14 protein-coding genes are annotated in these 19,146 nt (G+C 70.8%); 7 read left to right on the forward strand and 7 right to left on the reverse strand.

Going from position 1 to position 19,146, the window contains the following annotated elements; all coding sequences use genetic code 11:
- Positions 1 to 137 precede the first annotated feature (137 nt).
- Both IG62_RS0114335 and IG62_RS0114340 read left to right on the forward strand, forming a co-directional pair.
- Entirely contained in the window at positions 138 to 1,229 is a 1,092-nt protein-coding gene (locus IG62_RS0114335; RefSeq protein WP_107052974.1) for a RecB family exonuclease, read from the forward strand.
- 13 nt (positions 1,230 to 1,242) lie between these two features.
- Positions 1,243 to 1,914, forward strand: a complete 672-nt coding sequence (locus IG62_RS0114340) for a response regulator (RefSeq protein ID WP_030801847.1) — start codon at positions 1,243 to 1,245, stop codon at positions 1,912 to 1,914.
- A 119-nt stretch (positions 1,915 to 2,033) separates the two neighbouring features.
- Here the strand turns inward: IG62_RS0114340 and IG62_RS0114345 are convergent, their stop codons facing one another.
- The 4 genes from IG62_RS0114345 to metH form a co-directional block, all read right to left on the reverse strand.
- Positions 2,034 to 3,632: an ABC transporter substrate-binding protein gene (locus IG62_RS0114345; RefSeq protein WP_030801849.1), complete on the reverse strand. Its 1,599-nt coding sequence runs from the start codon at positions 3,630 to 3,632 to the stop codon at positions 2,034 to 2,036.
- 89 nt (positions 3,633 to 3,721) lie between these two features.
- A complete protein-coding gene (locus IG62_RS0114350; protein WP_030801852.1) occupies positions 3,722 to 5,329 on the reverse strand; it encodes an ABC transporter substrate-binding protein in 1,608 nt (535 codons plus the stop codon).
- 374 nt (positions 5,330 to 5,703) lie between these two features.
- Entirely contained in the window at positions 5,704 to 6,417 is a 714-nt protein-coding gene (locus IG62_RS0114355) for an HAD family hydrolase (RefSeq protein ID WP_030801854.1), read from the reverse strand.
- A gap of 223 nt (positions 6,418 to 6,640) precedes the next feature.
- Positions 6,641 to 10,150: a methionine synthase gene (gene metH / locus IG62_RS0114360; protein ID WP_030801856.1), complete on the reverse strand. Its 3,510-nt coding sequence runs from the start codon at positions 10,148 to 10,150 to the stop codon at positions 6,641 to 6,643.
- Between the two features lie 262 nt (positions 10,151 to 10,412).
- On the opposite strand from metH, the gene IG62_RS0114365 reads away from it, so the two are divergent.
- The 5 genes from IG62_RS0114365 to IG62_RS0114385 all read left to right on the forward strand — a co-directional run bounded on the left by IG62_RS0114365 (position 10,413) and on the right by IG62_RS0114385 (position 16,211).
- Positions 10,413 to 11,177, forward strand: a complete 765-nt coding sequence (locus IG62_RS0114365) for an IclR family transcriptional regulator (RefSeq protein WP_030414718.1) — start codon at positions 10,413 to 10,415, stop codon at positions 11,175 to 11,177.
- Positions 11,178 to 11,401: 224 nt separating this feature from the next.
- Entirely contained in the window at positions 11,402 to 12,190 is a 789-nt protein-coding gene (locus IG62_RS0114370) for an MIP/aquaporin family protein (protein ID WP_030801859.1), read from the forward strand.
- Between the two features lie 46 nt (positions 12,191 to 12,236).
- Positions 12,237 to 13,778 carry a glycerol kinase GlpK gene (gene glpK, locus IG62_RS0114375; protein WP_030801860.1) on the forward strand — a complete coding sequence of 514 codons (1,542 nt, stop codon included), beginning with the start codon at positions 12,237 to 12,239 and terminating at the stop codon, positions 13,776 to 13,778.
- A 13-nt stretch (positions 13,779 to 13,791) separates the two neighbouring features.
- On the forward strand, positions 13,792 to 15,396 hold the full coding sequence (locus tag IG62_RS0114380; RefSeq protein WP_030801863.1) for a glycerol-3-phosphate dehydrogenase/oxidase: 1,605 nt from the start codon (positions 13,792 to 13,794) through the stop codon (positions 15,394 to 15,396).
- A 143-nt stretch (positions 15,397 to 15,539) separates the two neighbouring features.
- Positions 15,540 to 16,211 (forward strand): FadR/GntR family transcriptional regulator, encoded by a 672-nt coding sequence (locus IG62_RS0114385; RefSeq protein WP_030801866.1) that lies wholly within the window; start codon positions 15,540 to 15,542, stop codon positions 16,209 to 16,211.
- Between the two features lie 35 nt (positions 16,212 to 16,246).
- Here the strand turns inward: IG62_RS0114385 and IG62_RS0114390 are convergent, their stop codons facing one another.
- The 3 genes from IG62_RS0114390 to IG62_RS0114400 all read right to left on the reverse strand — a co-directional run bounded on the left by IG62_RS0114390 (position 16,247) and on the right by IG62_RS0114400 (position 19,138).
- Positions 16,247 to 17,032, reverse strand: a complete 786-nt coding sequence (locus tag IG62_RS0114390) for an SDR family oxidoreductase (protein ID WP_051798075.1) — start codon at positions 17,030 to 17,032, stop codon at positions 16,247 to 16,249.
- Between the two features lie 244 nt (positions 17,033 to 17,276).
- The gene (locus IG62_RS0114395) at positions 17,277 to 18,110 is read right to left on the reverse strand and encodes an amidohydrolase family protein (RefSeq protein WP_030801871.1); all 834 of its coding nucleotides are present in this window, start codon (positions 18,108 to 18,110) and stop codon (positions 17,277 to 17,279) included.
- Positions 18,110 to 19,138, reverse strand: coding sequence for an aldo/keto reductase (locus tag IG62_RS0114400; protein ID WP_051798061.1), 1,029 nt, complete (start codon positions 19,136 to 19,138; stop codon positions 18,110 to 18,112). The genes IG62_RS0114395 and IG62_RS0114400 overlap by 1 nt, the downstream gene beginning before the upstream one ends.
- Positions 19,139 to 19,146 lie beyond the last annotated feature (8 nt).

The raw sequence follows: 19,146 nt of genomic DNA on the forward strand, positions 1-19,146 counted from the left end.
GCCTGATATCCCGATCATGCAGGGCGCAGGGGTCCGGCGTCGATGGTATGCGGAGTGGCGTGCGCCGGTCGGCTGCGGGGCGCCTCCGGCGCAGGGCCGTCCGCGCCTGTCAGTGGCGGGCCGTAGGGTTTTGTGCCATGGGATGGAGCACGGAGCAGGACGGCGCGGGCACGCAGGGTGTGCAGGACGCCCAGGAGGGGTCCGGCGTGGGGACCGCCGGGGAGCGGGGTGCGGAGCCGGCGCGGCCGCCGGTGGCGCTGTCGCCGTCGCGGGCGAGCGATTTCATGCAGTGCCCGTTGCTCTATCGCTTCCGGGTGATCGACCGGCTGCCGGAGAAGCCGAGCCCGGCGGCGACCCGGGGCACGGTCGTCCACGCGGTGCTGGAGCGGCTCTTCGACGCCCCGGCGGCGGCGCGTACGGCGGCGGGGGCCCGCGCCATGGTGCCGGGCGAGTGGGAGCGGCTGCTGGCCAAGCGGCCGGAGCTGGCGGAGCTGTTCGCGGACGATCCGGGGGGTGAGCGGCTGGCGGCGTGGCTGGCGGAGGCCGAGGCGCTGGTGGAGCGGTGGTTCTCGCTGGAGGATCCGCAGCGGCTGGAGCCGGCCGACCGTGAGCTGTACGTCGAGACGGAGCTTGCGTCGGGGCTGCGGCTGCGGGGCTTCATCGACCGGGTGGACGTCGCGCCGACGGGCGAGGTGCGGATCGTCGACTACAAGACGGGGAAGGCACCGCGGCCGGAGTTCGCCGAGGGCGCGCTGTTCCAAATGAAGTTCTACGCGCTGGTGGTGTGGCGGCTGCGGGGTGTGGTGCCGCGGCGGCTGCAGCTGGTCTATCTGGGCAGCGGCGATGTGCGGACGTACGACCCGAGTGAGGCCGATCTGCGGGCCGTGGAACGGAAGTTGCTGGCCCTGTGGGAGGCGATCCGGCTGGCGACGGAGACCGGCGACTGGCGGCCGCGGCCGACGAAGCTGTGCGGCTGGTGCGACCACCGGGCGCACTGTCCGGAATTCGGCGGCACTCCCCCGGTGTACCCGCTGCCGCTGCGGGTGGCTGACGGACCCTCGGCCGGGGGTCCGGGGGTTGCCCCCGGGGCAGCACAGTCGCTGCCGGTGCGGGTGGCTGACGGGTCTTCGGCCGGGGGTCCGGGGGTCGGCCCGCAGGAAGCGCAGTCGCTGCCCGTGCGCCCGGCGGACGGCGGCGGGGGGCCGCAGGGCAGAATGGGGCCGATCTAACGAAGGAGAGCTCGTGGCCATCCGCGTCCTGCTGGTCGACGACCAGCCCCTGCTGCGTACGGGATTCCGGATGATTCTGGAGGCGGAGCAGGACCTGGCCGTCGTCGGTGAGGCCGGTGACGGTCTGCAGGCGCTGGAGCAGGTGCGCGCGCTGCAGCCCGATGTGGTGCTGATGGACATCCGGATGCCCCGGATGGACGGGGTCGAGGCGACCCGGCAGATCACCGGTCCGGCGAAGGACGGGCCGGCGAAGGTGCTGGTGCTGACGACCTTCGACCTGGACGAGTACGTCGTCGAGGCGCTGCGGGCGGGGGCCAGCGGGTTCCTGCTGAAGGACGCGCCGGCGAACGAACTGGTGCAGGCGATCCGGGTGGTGGCGGCGGGCGAGGCGATGCTGGCGCCGAGCATCACCCGGCGGCTGCTGGACAAGTACGCCGGGCATCTGCCGTCGGGTGAGGAGCCGGTGCCGGACACCCTGCACACCCTCACCGATCGGGAGGTGGAGGTCCTCAAGCTGGTGGCCCGCGGATTGTCGAACGCGGAGATCGCGGCGGACCTCTTCGTCAGCGAGACGACGGTCAAGACGCATGTGGGCCATGTGCTGACGAAGCTGGGGCTGCGCGACCGGGTGCAGGCGGCGGTGTACGCGTACGAGAGCGGCCTGGTGCGCCCGGGAGCGCAGTAGCCGGGCCCGGAGGGCTGTTACGGCGCTCGTGAGGGCGTGTACGGCGGCGGGGCCGGTCCGGGAGGGAAATCCTCCGGGGCCGGCCCCGCTGTCGTGCTGTGCGTCCGTCAGCGTCTCCGTCAGGCGTCGGCCGCCTTGCTGATCTCCCAGAACCGGAAGACGGTCGAGGCGTCCAGGGTCCATTCCAGGCCGGTGACGCCGTTCCGGGCCACCGCGTACTGCTTGCCCTGCCATATCGGGATGATCGGCACGTCACGGGCGACGATGTCCTGCAGCTCGCGGAACGCCGTCTTGGTGGCGGCCCGGTTCTGCTCGTCGGCCGTCTTGGGCAGCAGCCGGCCGGTGATGGCGGGCGAGTTGTAGTGGTTGGACAGCACGCTGTCCTTGCCGAAGAACGGCTGGGTGAAGTTGTCGGGGTCCGGGTAGTCGGGGATCCAGCCCTTGACGTAGACGCCGAACCGGCCGTCGGCGACGCCCTTTTCGTACTCGTCGGTGGGTACCGAGCGCACCTTGGCGTCGAACAGGCCGCTGGCGTTGAGCTGTTGGGCGATCTCCTGGAAGGCCGGCACGGTGCCGGGGCCGAACCGGTCGGGGGTGGCCCACAGCGTCAGCGGGACCTTGCCGGACAGGCCGGAGGCGCGCAGTGCGGCCTTGGCCTTGTCGGGCTGCGGGCGGTCGCCGTAGGTGTTGAAGAACGAGGTGCTGTGGCCGGTAATGCCGGCCGGGACGACCGAGTAGAGCGGCTCGGCGGTGCGCTGGTAGACGTCCCGGACGAGGGTGGAGCGGTCCAGGAGGTAGGCGATCGCCTTGCGGACGCCGGCCTGCTTGGTGACCGGGTCCTTCATGTTGAAGACCATGTACATGGCCTCCGCGCTGCCGCCCTCTATGACCTGGGTGCCGTGCTGCTGGTTCAGGGAGGCGTTGTCCAGGTGGGCGATGTCCTTCATGGCCAGGCCGCGGTAGGCGAGGTCGACGTCGCCGCTCTCGACGGCCTTCTTGAGCTTGCCCGGCTCGTCGAAGAACTTCACAGTCATCCCGGAGTTCTTGACCTTCGCGGGGCCCTTGTAGGACTCGTTGACGGCGAAGACGGCCCGGTCCTTGCCGTACGACTTGAGGGTGTAGACCCCGGAGCCGGTGGCCTTGCCGTCGGTGCGCAGGCGGTCGGCCGGGTAGGCGGTGTGGTCGACGATGGAGCCGGCGCCCGAGGCGATCTTCATGGGGAAGGTGGCGTCGGGCGTCTTGAGGTGGAAGACCACGGTCTTGGCGTCCGGCGTCTCGACCTTGTCGAGGGCCGCGAACATCACGGCCGGGCCGTTCTTGTCCTTGATCCGCTGGGTGCGGTCGAAGGAGAACTTGACGTCCTTCGAGGTCAGCGGGTCACCGTTGCTGAAGTGGAGGCCGTCCTTCAGGGTGCAGCGGTAGACCTTGCTGTCCGCGTCGGTGAAGCCGCAGCGCTGAGCGGCCTCCGGCTCGGGGGTGTTGCCGCCCTTGGGGAAGCTCAGCAGGGACTGGAAGACGTTGTTGAACAGCAGCCAGGAACCCGGGTCGTAGCCGGCTGCCGGGTCGGTGGCCACCACCTTGTCCGTCATTCCCATGACGACCGGCTCGCCGTGGCCGGCCGCCGCCGAGTCGTCGGTGCCGCACCCGGCGAGCGCGAGCAGGGCTGTCGCCAGCCCCGCTCGGATCGGGGCGGCCAGCCGCGGGTCACGCTTCCTCACTAAAGGTCCTCACGTTCTGGGTGGTGCCTGTCGGGCCGCGGCGGGAACACCGCGGCGGGTGTGCCGCATCCGGGCGGATGCGGCAGGGGTCAGTCGGCGACGCCCCGGCCGAGCTCCCAGATCTGGAGGCCGGAGGCGGAGTTGAGGGCCCAGCCGATGCCGGTGATGTCGTCGCGGGCGGCGACGTACTGCTTGCCCTGCCACAGCGGGAGCAGCGGGACGTCGTCGGCGATGATGTCCTGGGCCTGCTTGAAGTCGGCGCCCGCGGAGTTGCGGTCGGTCTGCTGGCGGCTGGCCGGGATCAGCTGCGACTCGATCTTGGAGTTGCGGTAGGGGCTGCCGAGGAAGTTCCGCTTGCCGATGAACGGCGCGATGTAGTTGTCGGCGTCCGGAATGTCGGCGAACCAACCCATGTGGTAGACGGTGTACTTGCCGGCCAGGGCGTTGGTGCGGTACTGCTGCCAGCTGTCGACGCCCTTGAGGCTGACGTCGAACAGCTTGGTGTCGTTGAGCTGCTTCTGCAGCGCCCGGACTTCCTTGCCGGAGCTGGGACCGTAGTGGTTCGTGGTGTAGGCGAGGGTGAACTTCACCGGGGTGCTGATGTTCGCCTGCTGCAGCGTCTTCCGGGCGGCGGCGACGCCGGGGTTCCCGTACTTGGTGAAGAACGAGTTGATGTGGCCGGTGAGGCCGGTGGGCACCATCGAGTAGAGCGGGTCGCTGGTGTAGGAGTAGACGTCGCGCACCAGCTCGGAGCGGTTGACGATCTGTGCCATCGCCTGGCGCACGGCCTTGTTGGCGACGACCGGGGCCTTGGTGTTGAAGGCCAGGTAGCGGATCTCCTGGCCCGGCATCTCCTGGAGGGCGATGTGCTGGGCGCGGGCGTTCTCCAGACCGCGGATCTGGTCGGACGCCAGCCCGCGGTTCATCACGTCGACGTCGCCCTTGCGCAGCGCCTTCTCCGTGGCCGCCGAATCGGCGAAGAACCGCATCTCCACCTTGTCGTTCTTCACGCTCATCCCGCCCTGGTAATCGGGGTTCTTGGTGAAGACGGCCTTGGTGATGTGGCTGCCGCTGCGCTCGATCTTGAGGGTGTACGGACCGGAGCCGACCACGTCGAAGCCGTTGTACAGGCGGTTCTTGGGATACACCTGGCTGTCGACGATGGCCGCGGCCGGGGTGGCGAGCTTCTCCGAGAAGGTGGCGTCCGGCTTGGAGAGGTGGAAGACCACGGTCTTGGCATCCGGCGTCTCGACGGTGTCGATGTCGTCGAGCAGCGCCACCGGGCCGTTGCTGTTGTTGATGGTCCGCATGCGGTCGATGGAGAACTTGACGTCCTGGGCCGTCAGGGCATGACCGTTCGAAAACTTCAGGCCACTGCGCAGGGTGCAGCGGTACTGCTCGTTCTGGGTGTCGCGGAACCCGCAGGACTCGGCCGCGTCGGGCACCGGCGTGGTGCCCGACCGGGGCAGCCGCATCAGCGTCTGCAGGGTGCTGCGCAGCACGTTCCACGCGTCGACGTCGTAGGCCTGCGCCGGGTCGAGCGGGGCCGGCGCGGCCTTCGTCGCCTCGATCTGGGCGGCGACGCCCACCACGATGGGATCGCTGCCATCGCCCGCACCGTCCGTGCTTCCACAGGCCGCGAGCACGGGGGCAAGGAGACCGGCCAGCGCCGGCAGCACCAGGGTCTTGCGATTCATCGTCGGCAGGTTCCTTATCAGCGCAGAGGTGTTGCTCGCGTCGACATTAGTAGGAACGGCCAGCCGCGCCGGGACACAAAGGAGTTGAACGGATAAGGCTTCCGGATAACGTCGGCGGGATGATCGATATCCGGACGGTGGAACGATCCGCGCGTTGCTCCATCAATCCGGACACTTACCCCCGTAGAAACCTCCGAACGGGCCCCGTGGAGCACCTGCCGGGCCCGCTGTCGATGCCATGGCGCGTGAGAAACGTCACGCATTCACGGCTCTGCGGCGATGTATCAATTCAGTCAGGATGCCCCCGGTCCTTTCGTCACGGAAAATGAGCGGACCGCTCCCCTGAGTTCTTCCGGGGATTTGGCGGGACACGCTCAGTGCACGGCGCCGCGGCTTTCCGTGATGAGCGACCGGAGAAATGCGAGATCGACTTCTTCCAGCGAGCGGACGACGCTGCGGCCCGGGGCGGCCGGAATCGGGGTCACGGAGGGGACCGCGACGACCGGGCAGCCGGCCGCCTCTCCCGCCCGCACGCCGGTCAGGGTGTCCTCGATGACCACGCAGCGTGCCGGGTCCACCCCGAGCCGCGCGGCGGCCGTGACGTACGGGTCCGGGTGCGGCTTGGTGCGGGGCAGGTCGTCGCCCGCCAGGGTCAGCCGGAAGTGTTCCGGCCCGAGGGACTGCAGCATCCGGTCGACGATGGTGCGGTGCGAGGCGGAGACCAGCGCGGCGGGCACCTCGTGGGCGGCCAGCTCGGCCAGCAGCCGGTGGGCGCCCGGCATCAGCGGGACGCCGCGGGCGATCCGGTCCAGGAAGGCGGCGTTGAGCAGCACGCTGAGCTCGGTCAGGCCGATGTCGGCGCCGGTGGCCTGAATCAGATACCCGGCGCTGCGGGTCATCGGGCCGCCGACGACCACCTCGCGGTGGACGTCGTCGAGGACGTGGCCGAGCTCGGCGAACACCTGCGCCTCCGCCTCCCACCAGAACCCCTCCGTGTCGACGAGGGTGCCGTCGAGGTCGAGGAAGACGGCCTGGAGGGTCGCGGCGCCGCCCGTCCGGGTGCCGACTGCGGGGATGCTGCTGGTCATCCATCCACCTCCGTTACGCGTCCCACAAGGGACGAAAAGGCCGGTCGCCGTCCCCGGCTGGGGGATACGACCGGCCACTACCGGATCGATAAGTGTACGACGGTGTGCGCCGGAATGCGTGCCGGCGGCTCGGACGGCAGCGGCCGGGGCCGCCCGGTACGACTCCGGACGGCCCCGGCCGCTCACGCTGCGTCACGCCGGACGGGGCCCGGCGGTACGGACGTCACCTGGCGTTGAAGTACTTCGCCTCCGGGTGGTGGATGACGATGGCGTCCGTGGACTGCTCCGGGTGCAGCTGGAACTCCTCGGAGAGCTGGACCCCGATCCGCTCGGGCTGCAGCAGGTCGGCGATCTTGGCGCGGTCCTCCAGGTCGGGGCAGGCGCCGTAGCCCAGCGAGAAGCGGGCGCCGCGGTACTTGAGCGCGAACATGTCCTCGACGTCGTCGGGGTCCTCGCCGCCGAAGCCCAGCTCGGCGCGGACCCGGGCGTGCCAGTACTCGGCCAGCGCCTCGGCCAACTGGACGGACAGGCCGTGCAGTTCGAGGTAGTCGCGGTAGGAGTTGGCCTCGAAGAGCTCGGCGGTGGCGGCACCGATCCTGGAGCCGACGGTGACGACCTGGAGGCCGACGACGTCGGTCTCCCCGGACTCCTCCGGGCGGAAGTAGTCCGCCAGGCACAGCCGGCGGCCGCGGCGCTGGCGCGGGAAGGTGAAGCGGGTGCGCTCGGTGCCGTCCTCGTGCAGCAGGATCAGGTCCTCGCCCTTGGAGACGCAGGGGAAGTAGCCGTGGACGACCGCGGCCTCCAGGAGGTTCTCGGTCTGCAGCTTGTCGAGCCAGCCGCGCAGCCGGGGGCGGCCCTCGGTCTCCACCAGCTCCTCGTACGTCGGGCCCTCGCCGGTGCGGGCCTGCTTGAGGCCCCACTGGCCCTTGAAGAGGGCGCCCTCGTCCAGCCAGGAGGCGTAGTCGGCGAGCTGGATGCCCTTGACGACCCGGGTGCCCCAGAACGGCGGGGTGGGGACCGGGTTGTCGGTGGCGACGTCGGAGCGCACCGCGCCCTCGGGCTCTTCCACCTCCAGCTCCGCGGTGTCCCGCTTGGGGACCCGGCGCTGCTTGAGCTCGGGGAGGGCCGCGCCGGGCACCCCGCGCTTGACGGCGATCAGGGCGTCCATCAGCCGCAGGCCCTCGAACGCGTCGCGGGCGTAGCGGACCTCACCCTCGTAGATCTCGTGCAGGTCCTGCTCGACGTAGGCGCGGGTGAGGGCGGCGCCGCCGAGGATGACGGGGTAGTCGGCCGCCATCTTGCGCTGGTTGAGCTCCTCCAGGTTCTCCTTCATGATCACCGTGGACTTGACCAGGAGCCCGGACATGCCGATGACGTCGGCCCGGTGCTCCTCGGCGGCCTCCAGGATCGCCGAGACCGGCTGCTTGATGCCGAGGTTGACGACGTTGTAGCCGTTGTTTGACAGGATGATGTCGACGAGGTTCTTGCCGATGTCGTGGACGTCGCCGCGGACGGTGGCCAGGACGATGGTGCCCTTGCCCTCGTCGTCGGACTTCTCCATGTGCGGCTCCAGGTAGGCCACCGCGGTCTTCATCACCTCGGCGGACTGCAGCACGAACGGCAGCTGCATCTGGCCGGAACCGAAGAGCTCGCCGACGACCTTCATGCCGTCCAGGAGGGTGTCGTTGACGATGTCGAGGGCGGGGCGGTCCTGCAGGGCCGTGTCGAGGTCGGCCTCCAGACCGTTCTTCTCGCCGTCGATGATGCGCCGCTTGAGGCGCTCCTCCAGCGGCAGCGCGGCCAGTTCCTCGGCCTTGCCGGCCTTCAGCGACTTGGCGGTGGCGCCCTCGAAGAGCTGCATGAGCTTCTGCAGCGGGTCGTAGCCCTCGGACCGCCGGTCGTAGATCAGATCCAGGGCGGTGGTGACCTGCTCCTCGTCGAAGCGCGCGATCGGCAGGATCTTGGACGCGTGCACGATCGCCGAGTCCAGGCCCGCCTTGACGCACTCGTCCAGGAAGACGGAGTTCAGCAGGATACGGGCGGCCGGGTTCAGACCGAAGGAGATGTTGGACAGGCCCAGGGTGGTCTGCACGTCCGGGTGGCGCCGCTTCAGCTCCCGGATCGCCTCGATGGTGGCGAGGCCGTCCTTGCGGGACTCCTCCTGGCCGGTGCAGATGGTGAAGGTGAGCGTGTCGATGAGGATGTCCGCCTCGTGGATGCCCCAGTTCCCGGTGAGGTCGTCGATGATCCGCTCGGCGATCTCGACCTTCTTCTCGGGCGTACGGGCCTGGCCCTCCTCGTCGATCGTCAGCGCGATCAGCGCGGCGCCGTGCTCCTTGGCCAGGGCGGTGACCTTGGCGAACCGGGACTCCGGTCCGTCACCGTCCTCGTAGTTCACGGAGTTGATCACCGCGCGGCCGCCGAGCTTCTCCAGGCCGGCCTGGATGACGGGCACCTCGGTGGAGTCCAGCACGATGGGCAGGGTGGAGGCGGTGGCGAAGCGGCCGGCCAGTTCCTCCATGTCGGCGACGCCGTCCCGGCCCACGTAGTCGACGCACAGGTCGAGCATGTGGGCGCCCTCGCGGATCTGGTCGCGGGCCATCTCCACGCAGTCGTCCCAGCGGCCCTCCAGCATCGCCTCGCGGAACTTCTTCGAGCCGTTGGCGTTGGTCCGCTCGCCGATCGCCAGGTAGGAGGTGTCCTGGCGGAACGGCACGGTCTGGTAGAGGGACGCGGCGCCCGGCTCGGGGCGCGGCCGGCGCTCGGGCGGGGTGAGGTCGCGGACCCGCTCCACGACCTGCCGCAGGTGCTCGGGCGTCGTACCGCAGCAGCCGCCGACCAGCGACAGGCCGTACTCGGCGACGAAGGTCTCCTGGGCGTCGGCCAGCTCCTGGGGCGTCAGCGGGTAGTGGGCGCCGTCCTTGCCGAGCACCGGCAGGCCCGCGTTGGGCATGCAGGACAGCGGGATGCGGGAGTGCCGGGCGAGGTAGCGCAGGTGCTCGCTCATCTCGGCCGGGCCGGTGGCGCAGTTCAGGCCGATCATGTCGATGCCGAGCGGCTCCAGCGCGGTCAGCGCGGCGCCGATCTCGGAGCCCAGCAGCATGGTGCCGGTGGTCTCGACGGTGACCGAGCAGATCACCGGGAGGTCGGTGCCGGTGGCCTTCAGGGCGCGGCGGGCGCCCAGGATGGCGGCCTTGGTCTGCAGCAGGTCCTGGGTGGTCTCGACGAGCAGGGCGTCCGCGCCGCCGGCGATCATGCCCTCGGCGTTCTGCTGGTAGGCGTCGCGGAGGGTGACGTAGGGGGCGTGCCCGAGGGTGGGCAGCTTGGTGCCGGGGCCCATGGAGCCCAGGACGTAGCGCTGCTGGCCGGTGGAGGCGGTGAACTCGTCGGCGACCTCGCGGGCGATCCGGGCGCCGGCCTCGGACAGCTCGTGGACCCGTTCGGGGATGTCGTACTCGGAAAGGGCGGCGTGGTTTGCGCCGAATGTGTTGGTTTCGACGCAGTCGACGCCGACCGCGAAGTACTCCTCGTGCACCGAACGGACGATGTCGGGCCGGGTGAGGTTGAGGATCTCGTTGCAGCCCTCCAGCTGCTGGAAGTCCTCCATGGTCGGGTCCTGGGCCTGCAGCATGGTGCCCATCGCCCCGTCGGCGACCACCACCCGCGTGGCCAGGGCCTCACGCAGGGATTCGATGCGGGCGGTAGGGGTGGACGATGGCGTCTTCGAGGCCATGGAGATGCTCCCGTGGTTGCGACGGCTGTCGGCTTTGCACCCCCCTTCAGGGGGCGCACCCGGCCAGCGTAGCTGTCGGGCGCGGTACACGTGTTCCCCGTTCCAGGGCGTGGACAGCACCCCGCCACCCCCCGTGGGTGGGCCGTTCGTGATCGTTGGCAAACTCCGGTGCACCCGCCCAGTAGTCCCCGTGCCCTGCCTTCAGTCGGCATGGGCCGATATCGTTCAGCATTGTCGAACTGCTCACTTCGGAGGTTGCCCGATGGCACGCACCATCCAGTCGTTGGAGCGCGCCGCCGCGATGCTGCGGCTGCTCGCGGGAGGTGAGCGGCGACTGGGCCTCTCGGACATCTCCTCCTCCCTCGGACTGGCCAAGGGCACCGCGCACGGGATCCTGCGCACCCTGCAGCAGGAGGGCTTCGTCGAGCAGGACGCGGTCTCGGGCCGCTACCAGCTGGGTGCGGAGCTGCTGCGGCTGGGCAACAGCTACCTGGACGTGCACGAGCTGCGCGCCCGCGCCCTGGTGTGGACCGACGACCTGGCCCGCTCCAGTGGTGAGGCGGTCTACCTGGGCGTCCTGCACCAGCAGGGGGTACTGGTGGTCCACCACGTCTTCCGGCCGGACGACAGCCGGCAGGTGCTGGAGGTGGGGGCGATGCAGCCGCTGCACAGCACGGCGCTGGGCAAGGTGCTCTGCGCGTACGACCCGGTGGCGCACAGCGAGGTCGTCGAGGCGGACCGGGAGGCGTTCACGCCGCGCACGGTGACCGGTCTCGGGGACTTCGAGGGGCTGCTGGACCTGATCCGGGCCCGGGGCTGGGCCGCGGACGTGGAGGAGACCTGGGACGGCGTGGCGTCGGTGGCCGCGCCGATCCACGACCGGCGGCGGATGCCGGTGGGCGCGGTGGGGATCACGGGGGCGGTGGAGCGGGTCTGCCGGGACGGCGAACTGCGGCCGGAAATCGTCGCTGCTGTGCGCGATTGTGCACGCGCGGTGTCCCGTGATCTTGGCGCAGGGCGGTTCTGACCCTTTCGCCCCTTAAGTTCACCTAAGTTTTTGGCCAAGTACCTCTTGACGGGGTTCTGACGCTGAACAAAACTGCCGTTCATCGGTCGGCATTGTCGAACACCACACGGCAATATTCGCTATGGTGGGCAGTGCCGGGCCGACCACCGCCCTCTCGGAGGGCGCGAACCACCGGAGGGACCCGGGGTTCGCCTTCCCCTGGACGAAGGACAAAGGAGTCGCCGGTGTCCAGCTCCGACATCTTCCTCAGCGAGACCATCGGTACCGCTGTACTGCTTCTGATGGGCGGCGGCGTCTGCGCCGCCGTCACGTTCAAGCGCTCCAAGGCGCACAACGCCGGATGGGTGGCCATCACCTTCGGGTGGGGCTTCGCCGTCCTCACGGGTGCCTACATCGCCGCGAAGTCCGGCGCGCACCTCAACCCCGCGGTCACGATCGGCCTCGCCATCAAGGGCGCCGTCGCATGGAGCCAGGTGCCGGTGTACCTGGCCGGCGAGATGCTCGGCGCCATGATCGGCGCCGTACTGGTCTGGGTCGTGTACTACGGACAGTTCCGTGCGCATCTGACCGATCCCGAGGTGCTGGCGGATCACACGAGCGAGGAGGGCATGGTCGACCAGGCCGCCGCTCCGAAGGCCGGCCCGGTCCTGGGCATCTTCTCCACCGGCCCGGAGATCCGCAATGCCGTGCAGAACCTCGCCACCGAGATCATCGCCACCACCGTGCTCGTGCTGTCGATCCTCACGCTCGGTCTGAGCGACAACGGCAAGGGCGTCGGCGTCATCGGCACCCTGCTGGTGGCACTGGTCGTCGTCGGCATCGGTCTGTCGCTGGGCGGCCCGACCGGATACGCCATCAACCCGGTCCGCGACCTCGGTCCGCGCATCGTGCACGCACTGCTGCCGCTGCCGAACAAGGGCGGTTCAGACTGGGGTTACGCCTGGATCCCGGTCGTCGGCCCGCTGATCGGCGGCGCCCTCGCCGGGGGCATCTACCAGGTCGCGTTCGCCTGATCCGCCCGACCGCCCCGCCGCCCGCACAGACTTCTTGGAGCACACCATGAGCGACACCCACAGCACCTCCTCCCACGGCCACGGCCCGTTCATCGCAGCCATCGACCAGGGGACGACCTCCAGCCGCTGCATCGTCTTCGACAAGGACGGCCGGATCGTCTCGGTCGACCAGAAGGAGCACGAGCAGATCTTCCCGAAGCCGGGCTGGGTCGAGCACGACGCCGCCGAGATCTGGACCAACGTCCAGCAGGTCGTCGACGGTGCCGTGCAGAAGGCCGGCATCACCGCCGACGACGTCCGCGCCATCGGCATCACCAACCAGCGCGAGACCACCGTCCTCTGGGACAAGAACACCGGTGAGCCGGTCCACAACGCCATCGTCTGGCAGGACACCCGCACCGACGCGCTCTGCAAGGAGCTGGGCCGCAACGTCGGCCAGGACCGCTTCCGCCGGGAGACCGGTCTGCCGCTGGCCTCCTACTTCGCCGGCCCGAAGATCCGCTGGCTGCTCGACAACGTCGAGGGCCTGCGCGAGCGCGCCGAGCGCGGCGAGATCCTCTTCGGCACGATGGACTCCTGGGTCATCTGGAACCTCACCGGCGGCGTCGACGGCGGCCACCACGTCACCGACGTCACCAACGCCTCGCGCACCATGCTGATGAACCTGCACAGCCTGGAGTGGGACGAGAAGATCCTCGCGTCGATGGACATCCCGGCGGCCGTGCTGCCGGAGATCAAGTCGTCCTCCGAGGTCTACGGCCACACCGCCGGCGGCGTGCTGTCCGGTGTCCCGGTCGCCTCGGCGCTCGGCGACCAGCAGGCCGCGCTCTTCGGCCAGACCTGCTTCGCGCAGGGCGAGGCCAAGTCCACGTACGGCACCGGCACCTTCATGCTGATGAACACCGGCCACGAGCCGGTCAACTCCTACAACGGGCTGCTGACCACCGTCGGCTACCGGATCGGCGACCAGCAGACGGTCTACGCCCTGGAGGGCTCGATCGCCGTCACCGGTTCGCTCGTCCAGTGGATGCGCGACCAGATGGGCCTGATCAACAGCGCGGCCGAGATCGAGACCCTGGCCAGCACGGTCGAGGACAACGGCGGCGCCTACTTCGTGCCGGCCTTCTCCGGCCTGTTCGCCCCCTACTGGCGCTCGGACGCGCGCGGTGTCATCGCGGGCCTGACCCGTTACGTCACCAAGGCGCACATCGCCCGCGCCGTTCTCGAGGCCACCGCCTGGCAGACGCGCGAGATCACCGACGCCATGACCAAGGACTCCGGCGTCGAGCTCACCGCACTCAAGGTCGACGGCGGTATGACCTCCAACAACCTGCTGATGCAGACCATCTCGGACTTCCTGGACGCACCCGTGGTGCGCCCGATGGTCGCCGAGACCACCTGTCTCGGCGCTGCCTACGCGGCCGGTCTGGCCGTCGGCTTCTGGTCCAGCACCGACGAGCTGCGCGCCAACTGGCGCCGGGCCGCCGAATGGACCCCCCGCATGGACGCGGCCATCCGTGACCGCGAGTACAAGAACTGGCTCAAGGCCGTGGAGCGGACCATGGGCTGGCTCGACGACGAGAGCTGACGAGGAGCACAACATGAGCACCCTGCAGAGCGTCCCGGCCCTCGGGACGCACCCGGCCAACGGTTCGAACCCGAGCCGCGCCGAGACTCGGGAGCAGCTTTCCAAGGCGACCTACGACCTCCTGGTGATCGGTGGCGGCATCCTGGGCATCTCCACCGCCTGGCACGCCGCGCAGGCCGGACTGCGGGTGGCCCTGGTGGACGCCGGCGACTTCGCCGGCGCCACCTCCTCCGCCTCCTCCAAGCTGCTGCACGGCGGTCTGCGCTACCTGCAGACCGGTGCGGTCAAGCTGGTGGCGGAGAACCACTTCGAGCGGCGTGCGGTGTCCCGCGAGGTCGCACCGCACCTCTCCAACCCCCTCACCTTCTACCTGCCGGTGTACAAGGGCGGCCCGCACGGCGCGGCCAAGCTCGGGGCGGGCGTCTTCGCCTACTCCGCGCTGTCCGCGTTCGGCGACGGCGTCGGCCACGTGATATCCGCGGCCAAGGCGCAGCGCGACGTGCCGGAGCTGCGCACGGAGAACCTCAAGGCCGTGGCCGTGTACGGCGACGACCAGATGAACGACTCCCGGATGGCGCTGATGACCGTCCGCGCGGCGGTCGCGGCCGGCGCCACGGTCCTCAACCACGCCGAGGTCACCGGTCTGCGCTTCACCCAGGGCCGGGTCACCGGCGCCGAGCTCAAGGACCGTACGGACGGCCAGGAGTTCGGGGTGAACGCGCGCCTGGTGCTCAACGCCACCGGCCCGTGGGTGGACCACCTGCGCAAGATGGAGGACCCGAACGCGGCCCCGTCCATCCGGCTGTCGAAGGGCGCGCACCTGGTCCTCAAGCGCACCTCCCCCTGGAAGGCGGCGCTGGCCACCCCGATCGACAAGTACCGCATCACCTTCGCCCTCCCCTGGGAGGACATGCTGCTGCTGGGCACCACGGACGAGGAGTTCGAGGGCGACCCGGCGGACGTCGCGGTCAACGACAAGGACGTCACCCAGATCCTGGACGAGGCCGCCTTCTCGATCCGCGACCAGCAGCTGTCCCGCGACCTGATCACGTACTCCTTCGCGGGTCTGCGGGTGCTGCCGGGCGGCCCCGGGGACACCTCCAAGGCCAAGCGCGAGACGGTCGTCACCGAGGGCAGCGGCGGCATGCTGTCGGTGGCCGGCGGCAAGTGGACGACCTTCCGGCACATCGGCCGGACGGTGATGAACAAGCTCGCCGCGCTGCCCGGCCAGCCGCTGGCCGACGACATGGAGCCGATCGCGCAGCTGCCGAAGAAGCTCCCGCTGCCCGGTATCGCCAACCCGAACGCGGTCGCCCACCGGCTGCTCGTCGACGGCGGCACCCCCGGTCCCCGGATGGCCCCGGAGACCGCGCGGCACCTCGCCACCCACTACGGTTCGCTGTCCTTCGACATCGCCCGGCTGGCCAACGAGAACCCGGCGCTGGCCGAGCGGATCCACCCGGACGCCCCGGAGATCTGGGCGCAGGTCGCCTACGCCCGGGACAACGAGTGGGCCGAGACCGTCGACGACGTGCTGCGCCGCCGTACCACGCTGACCATCCGCGGGCTGGACACCGAGGACGTCCGGGCCAAGGTCAAGGACATGCTGGAGGGCTGACACCGGGTCAGCACGTCAGCACCTGCTGAAGCACGAAGGGGCGGTCCGGGGGGCCGCCCCTTCGTCGTACCGCAATCGGGAGGCGGTCGCGACCGGCCCGCGGGGCCATAATGACCCAGACATCGGATGTCTGGGAGGTCGGCATGGCGGTCACCGATGAGGCCATCGAGAAGATCAAGGGCATGATCGTCTCCGGCGCGCTGCGGCCGGGCGACCGGCTACCGAAGGAGAGCGAGCTGGCGGCCGAGCTCGGGCTGTCCCGCAACTCGCTGCGCGAGGCGGTGCGGGCGCTGTCCCTCATCCGCATCCTCGACGTACGCCAGGGCGACGGCACCTACGTCACCAGCCTCGATCCGCAGGTGCTGCTGGAGGCGATGAGCTTCGTCGTGGACTTCCACCGCGACGACACGGTGCTGGAGTTCCTCGCCGTCCGCCGGATCCTGGAGCCGGCCGCCACGGCGATGGCGGCCGGCCGGATCGGCCGCGACGAACTCGACGCCCTGGAGGCCCGGTTGGACGCGCTGGGCCCGAGCCCGTCGGTGGAGGACCTGGTCGCCTCGGACCTGGAGTTCCACCGCGGGATCGTCGCGGCGTCCGGCAACTCCGTGCTCTGTTCGCTGCTGGACGGGCTGTCCGGGCCGACCACCCGGGCCAGGATCTGGCGCGGGCTGACCCAGAAGGACGCGGTGACCCGCACCCTCACCGAACACCGGGCGATCCTCGGCGCACTGCGCGACCGGGACGCGGAGGCGGCACGGGCCTGGGCGACGGTCCACATCGCCAGCGTGGAGCAGTGGTTGCGCACCTCACTGTGACGCGCGGGCACCGGGGGTCGGGCCCCCGTCCCGGATCAGACCGCGAAGCCGCCGTCCACCGCGATCGAGGCGCCCGTGATGTAGCGTCCGCCCTCGCCCGCCAGGTGGGCCACGGTCTCCGCGACGTCCAGGTCCCGGCCGTAGGCGCCCAGGGCGGTCAGCCCCGCCTGGAACTCCGCGCTCTCGCCGTCGGCCGGGTTCATGTCGGTGTCGATCGGGCCCGGGTGGATGAGGTTGGCGGTGATCCCGCGCGGTCCCAGTTCCTTGGCCAGGGTCTTGGTGAGGCCGGTCAGTGCGGACTTGCTGGTGGCGTAGAGGGTGCCGCCGGGGAAGGCGACCCGTTCGGCCATGCAGCTGCCGATCGAGATGATCCGCCCGCCCTCGGTCAGATGCGCGGCCGCGGCCTGCGCGGCGAGGAACGGCCCGCGGACGTTGGTGCGCAGCACCCGGTCCACGTCCTCCAGGGAGATCCCCTCGAACGGCCCGAGGACGCCGGTCCCGGCGTTGTTCACCAGGATGTCCAGCCGCCCGAAGCGCTCCACGGCCCCGGCCACCGAGGCCCACACCTGCTCGGCGTCGGCCACGTCGGCCCGGACCGCCCAGGCCTGTCCGCCGGCCTGCTCGATCTCCTTGACCACCTGGTCGGCCAGGTCCTGCCGGCTCTGGTAGGTCAGTGCCACCGCCGCGCCCCCGGCGGCCAGCCGGCGCGCGATCGCCGCCCCGATGCCACGGCTGCCGCCGGTCACCAGGGCCACCTTGCCCGCCAGTGGCCGGCCGCCGCCCTCCCCCGCCGCGGTCGCCGTCATGGGGGTCATGGTCATGGGAGCCATCACCGTCGCGGTCATCGTCGTCACCGTCGCCTTCGTGCGTGTCGGTCGTCCGTACTGGACGAGCACCGCGTCGGTCCGCGGTACGCCTCGATCCTCGGGCGTGGACGGCTACGGGGCTGGCGGAAACCGGACGCCGACGCGGCGGCCCGGGCGGGGGCCGCCCCGGCCCGTACGGCCACCGGACATCGGCCCCCGGCCCCCGGCCCGAACGACCATCGCCCCGCCCGCCGTTCGGCTACAGCGCCGCGAGCCCGTAGACCCGCGCCGCTGTTCCGCCGAAGACTGCCGCGCGCTCGGGCGTGGTGAGGTCGGTGGTGGCTGCTTCCGCGAGGGTGAGGACGTCGGCGTAGGCGGCGGCGAGGGTGCAGACCGGCCAGTCGGAGCCGAACATCAGCCGGTCCGGGCCGAAGGCGTCCAGCACGTGCCGGGCGTAGGGGAGGATCTGCGAGGGCCGCCAGGCGTCCCGGTCGGCCTCGGTGACCAGGCCGGACAGTTTGCAGCTGACGTTCGGCAGTCCGGCGAGCGCACCGACCGCGTCGGCCCAGGGCTGCCACTCCCCCGCCGCCACCGCCGGTTTGGCCGCGTGGTCCAGGACGAAGGACAGCTGGGGCAGGGCCCGGGCCGCGGTGTGTGCGGCGGGCAGTTCGCGCGGGGTGACCAGCAGGTCGTAGACGAGACCGGCTTCGGCCAGGGCGGCCAGTGCGCGCAGGACCGCGGGGCGGGTGAGCCAGTCGGGGTCGGGTTCGTCCTGGACCTGGTGGCGGATGCCGACCAGTTCGGCCGGCCGGTCCGCCAGGCGGTCGGGAAGCGCCGGGTCGGTGAGGTCGGCCCAGCCGACGACGCCCGCGACCGGGCCCTCCCCCGCCGCGATCGCCAGCAGTTCGGCGGTCTCGTCGTACGAGGACGACGACTGGACCAGGACCGTGCGGTCGATGCCGTGTGCGGTCAGGTGCGGGACGAGGTCGGCGAGCGCGTAGCTGCGGCGGATCGGGTCGGCCCAGGGCCCGGCCATCCACGGCTGGTGCCGCCTGGTGAGGTCCCACAGGTGGTGGTGGGCGTCGATGCGCATCAGGGGCGTGCTCCGGGGGTGTCGGGGCCGTCGGTGCGGGGCAGCGGCAGGTCGGGGTCGAGCAGCCCGCGGGCGACGAGCGTGTGCCAGAGGGCGTCGGGGATCTCCTGGGTGAAGAGCCGGGCGTTCTCCGCCATTTCGCCGGGGGTGGCGGCGCCCACGACAGCCGCGGCCACGGCCGGGTGACCGAACGGGAAGCGCAGCGCCGCGGCCTTCAGCGGTACTCCGAACTCCTCGCACACGGAGGCCAGTTGGCGGGCGCGGTGCAGCAGGGCGGGTGGCGCCGGGGCGTAGTCGTAGCGGGCGCCGGGTGACGGGTCGGCGAGCAGCCCGGAGTTGTAGACCCCGCCGACGACGACGGAGGTGCCGCGGCGGGCGCAGACCGGCAGCAGGTCGGCCAGGGCGGAGTGGTCCAGCAGCGTCCAGCGGCCGGCGCAGAGCACCACGTCCACATCGAGGTCGGCGACGAGCCGGGCCAGGACGTCGCTGTGGTTCATCCCGAAGCCGATGGCGCGCACGACTCCTTGGGCGCGCAGTTCGGCGAGGGACGGGAAGCCCGTTTCGTGCACCTCGCGCAGATGGTGCTCGACGTCGTGCAGGTGGACGATGTCGACGCGGTCGACGCCGAGCCGCTCCAGGGACGCCTCCAGGGTGGCGTGGATGCCGTCGCGGGACAGGTCGCGGACGCGGGCCCGGGCGGGGGTGTCCACGAAGCCCTCACCGGCCACCTCCTCCCCCGGTGCGAGCGGTCGCAGCCGGCGGCCCACCTTGGTGGCCAGGATGTAGCCGTCCCGGTCCCGGCCGTGCAGCGCCCGGCCGAGCCGCTCTTCGGAGAGGCCGAGGCCGTAGTGCGGTGCGGTGTCGAAGTAGCCGGCGCCGGCCGCGAGGGCGGTGTGGACGACGGCCCGGGCCTGCTCTTCGGGGACGGCGCGGTAGAGGTTGCCGAGCGGGGCGCAGCCCAGGCCGAGGGGCGGGACGGTTACCCCGCTGTGTCCCAACTCGCGGCAGAAATAGGTGTGTTGGTGCATGGCCGGGG

It is taken from the genome of Streptomyces sp. NRRL S-337 (genome assembly GCF_000720175.1).
GTDB classification, from domain to species: Bacteria; Actinomycetota; Actinomycetes; order Streptomycetales; family Streptomycetaceae; genus Streptomyces; species Streptomyces siderophoricus.

Bases quoted from the DNA above. Each gene is read 5' to 3' on its own strand.
- IG62_RS0114335 (WP_107052974.1), top strand. From the start codon at position 138: ATGGGATGGAGCACGGAGCAGGACGGCGCGGGCACGCAGGGTGTGCAG.
- IG62_RS0114350 (WP_030801852.1), bottom strand. From the start codon at position 5,329: ATGAATCGCAAGACCCTGGTGCTGCCGGCGCTGGCCGGTCTCCTTGCC.
- IG62_RS0114355 (WP_030801854.1), bottom strand. From the start codon at position 6,417: ATGACCAGCAGCATCCCCGCAGTCGGCACCCGGACGGGCGGCGCCGCG.
- metH (WP_030801856.1), bottom strand. From the start codon at position 10,150: ATGGCCTCGAAGACGCCATCGTCCACCCCTACCGCCCGCATCGAATCC.
- IG62_RS0114365 (WP_030414718.1), top strand. From the start codon at position 10,413: ATGGCACGCACCATCCAGTCGTTGGAGCGCGCCGCCGCGATGCTGCGG.
- glpK (WP_030801860.1), top strand. From the start codon at position 12,237: ATGAGCGACACCCACAGCACCTCCTCCCACGGCCACGGCCCGTTCATC.
- IG62_RS0114380 (WP_030801863.1), top strand. From the start codon at position 13,792: ATGAGCACCCTGCAGAGCGTCCCGGCCCTCGGGACGCACCCGGCCAAC.
- IG62_RS0114385 (WP_030801866.1), top strand. From the start codon at position 15,540: ATGGCGGTCACCGATGAGGCCATCGAGAAGATCAAGGGCATGATCGTC.
- IG62_RS0114390 (WP_051798075.1), bottom strand. From the start codon at position 17,032: ATGACCATGACCCCCATGACGGCGACCGCGGCGGGGGAGGGCGGCGGC.
- IG62_RS0114395 (WP_030801871.1), bottom strand. From the start codon at position 18,110: ATGCGCATCGACGCCCACCACCACCTGTGGGACCTCACCAGGCGGCAC.
- IG62_RS0114400 (WP_051798061.1), bottom strand. From the start codon at position 19,138: ATGCACCAACACACCTATTTCTGCCGCGAGTTGGGACACAGCGGGGTA.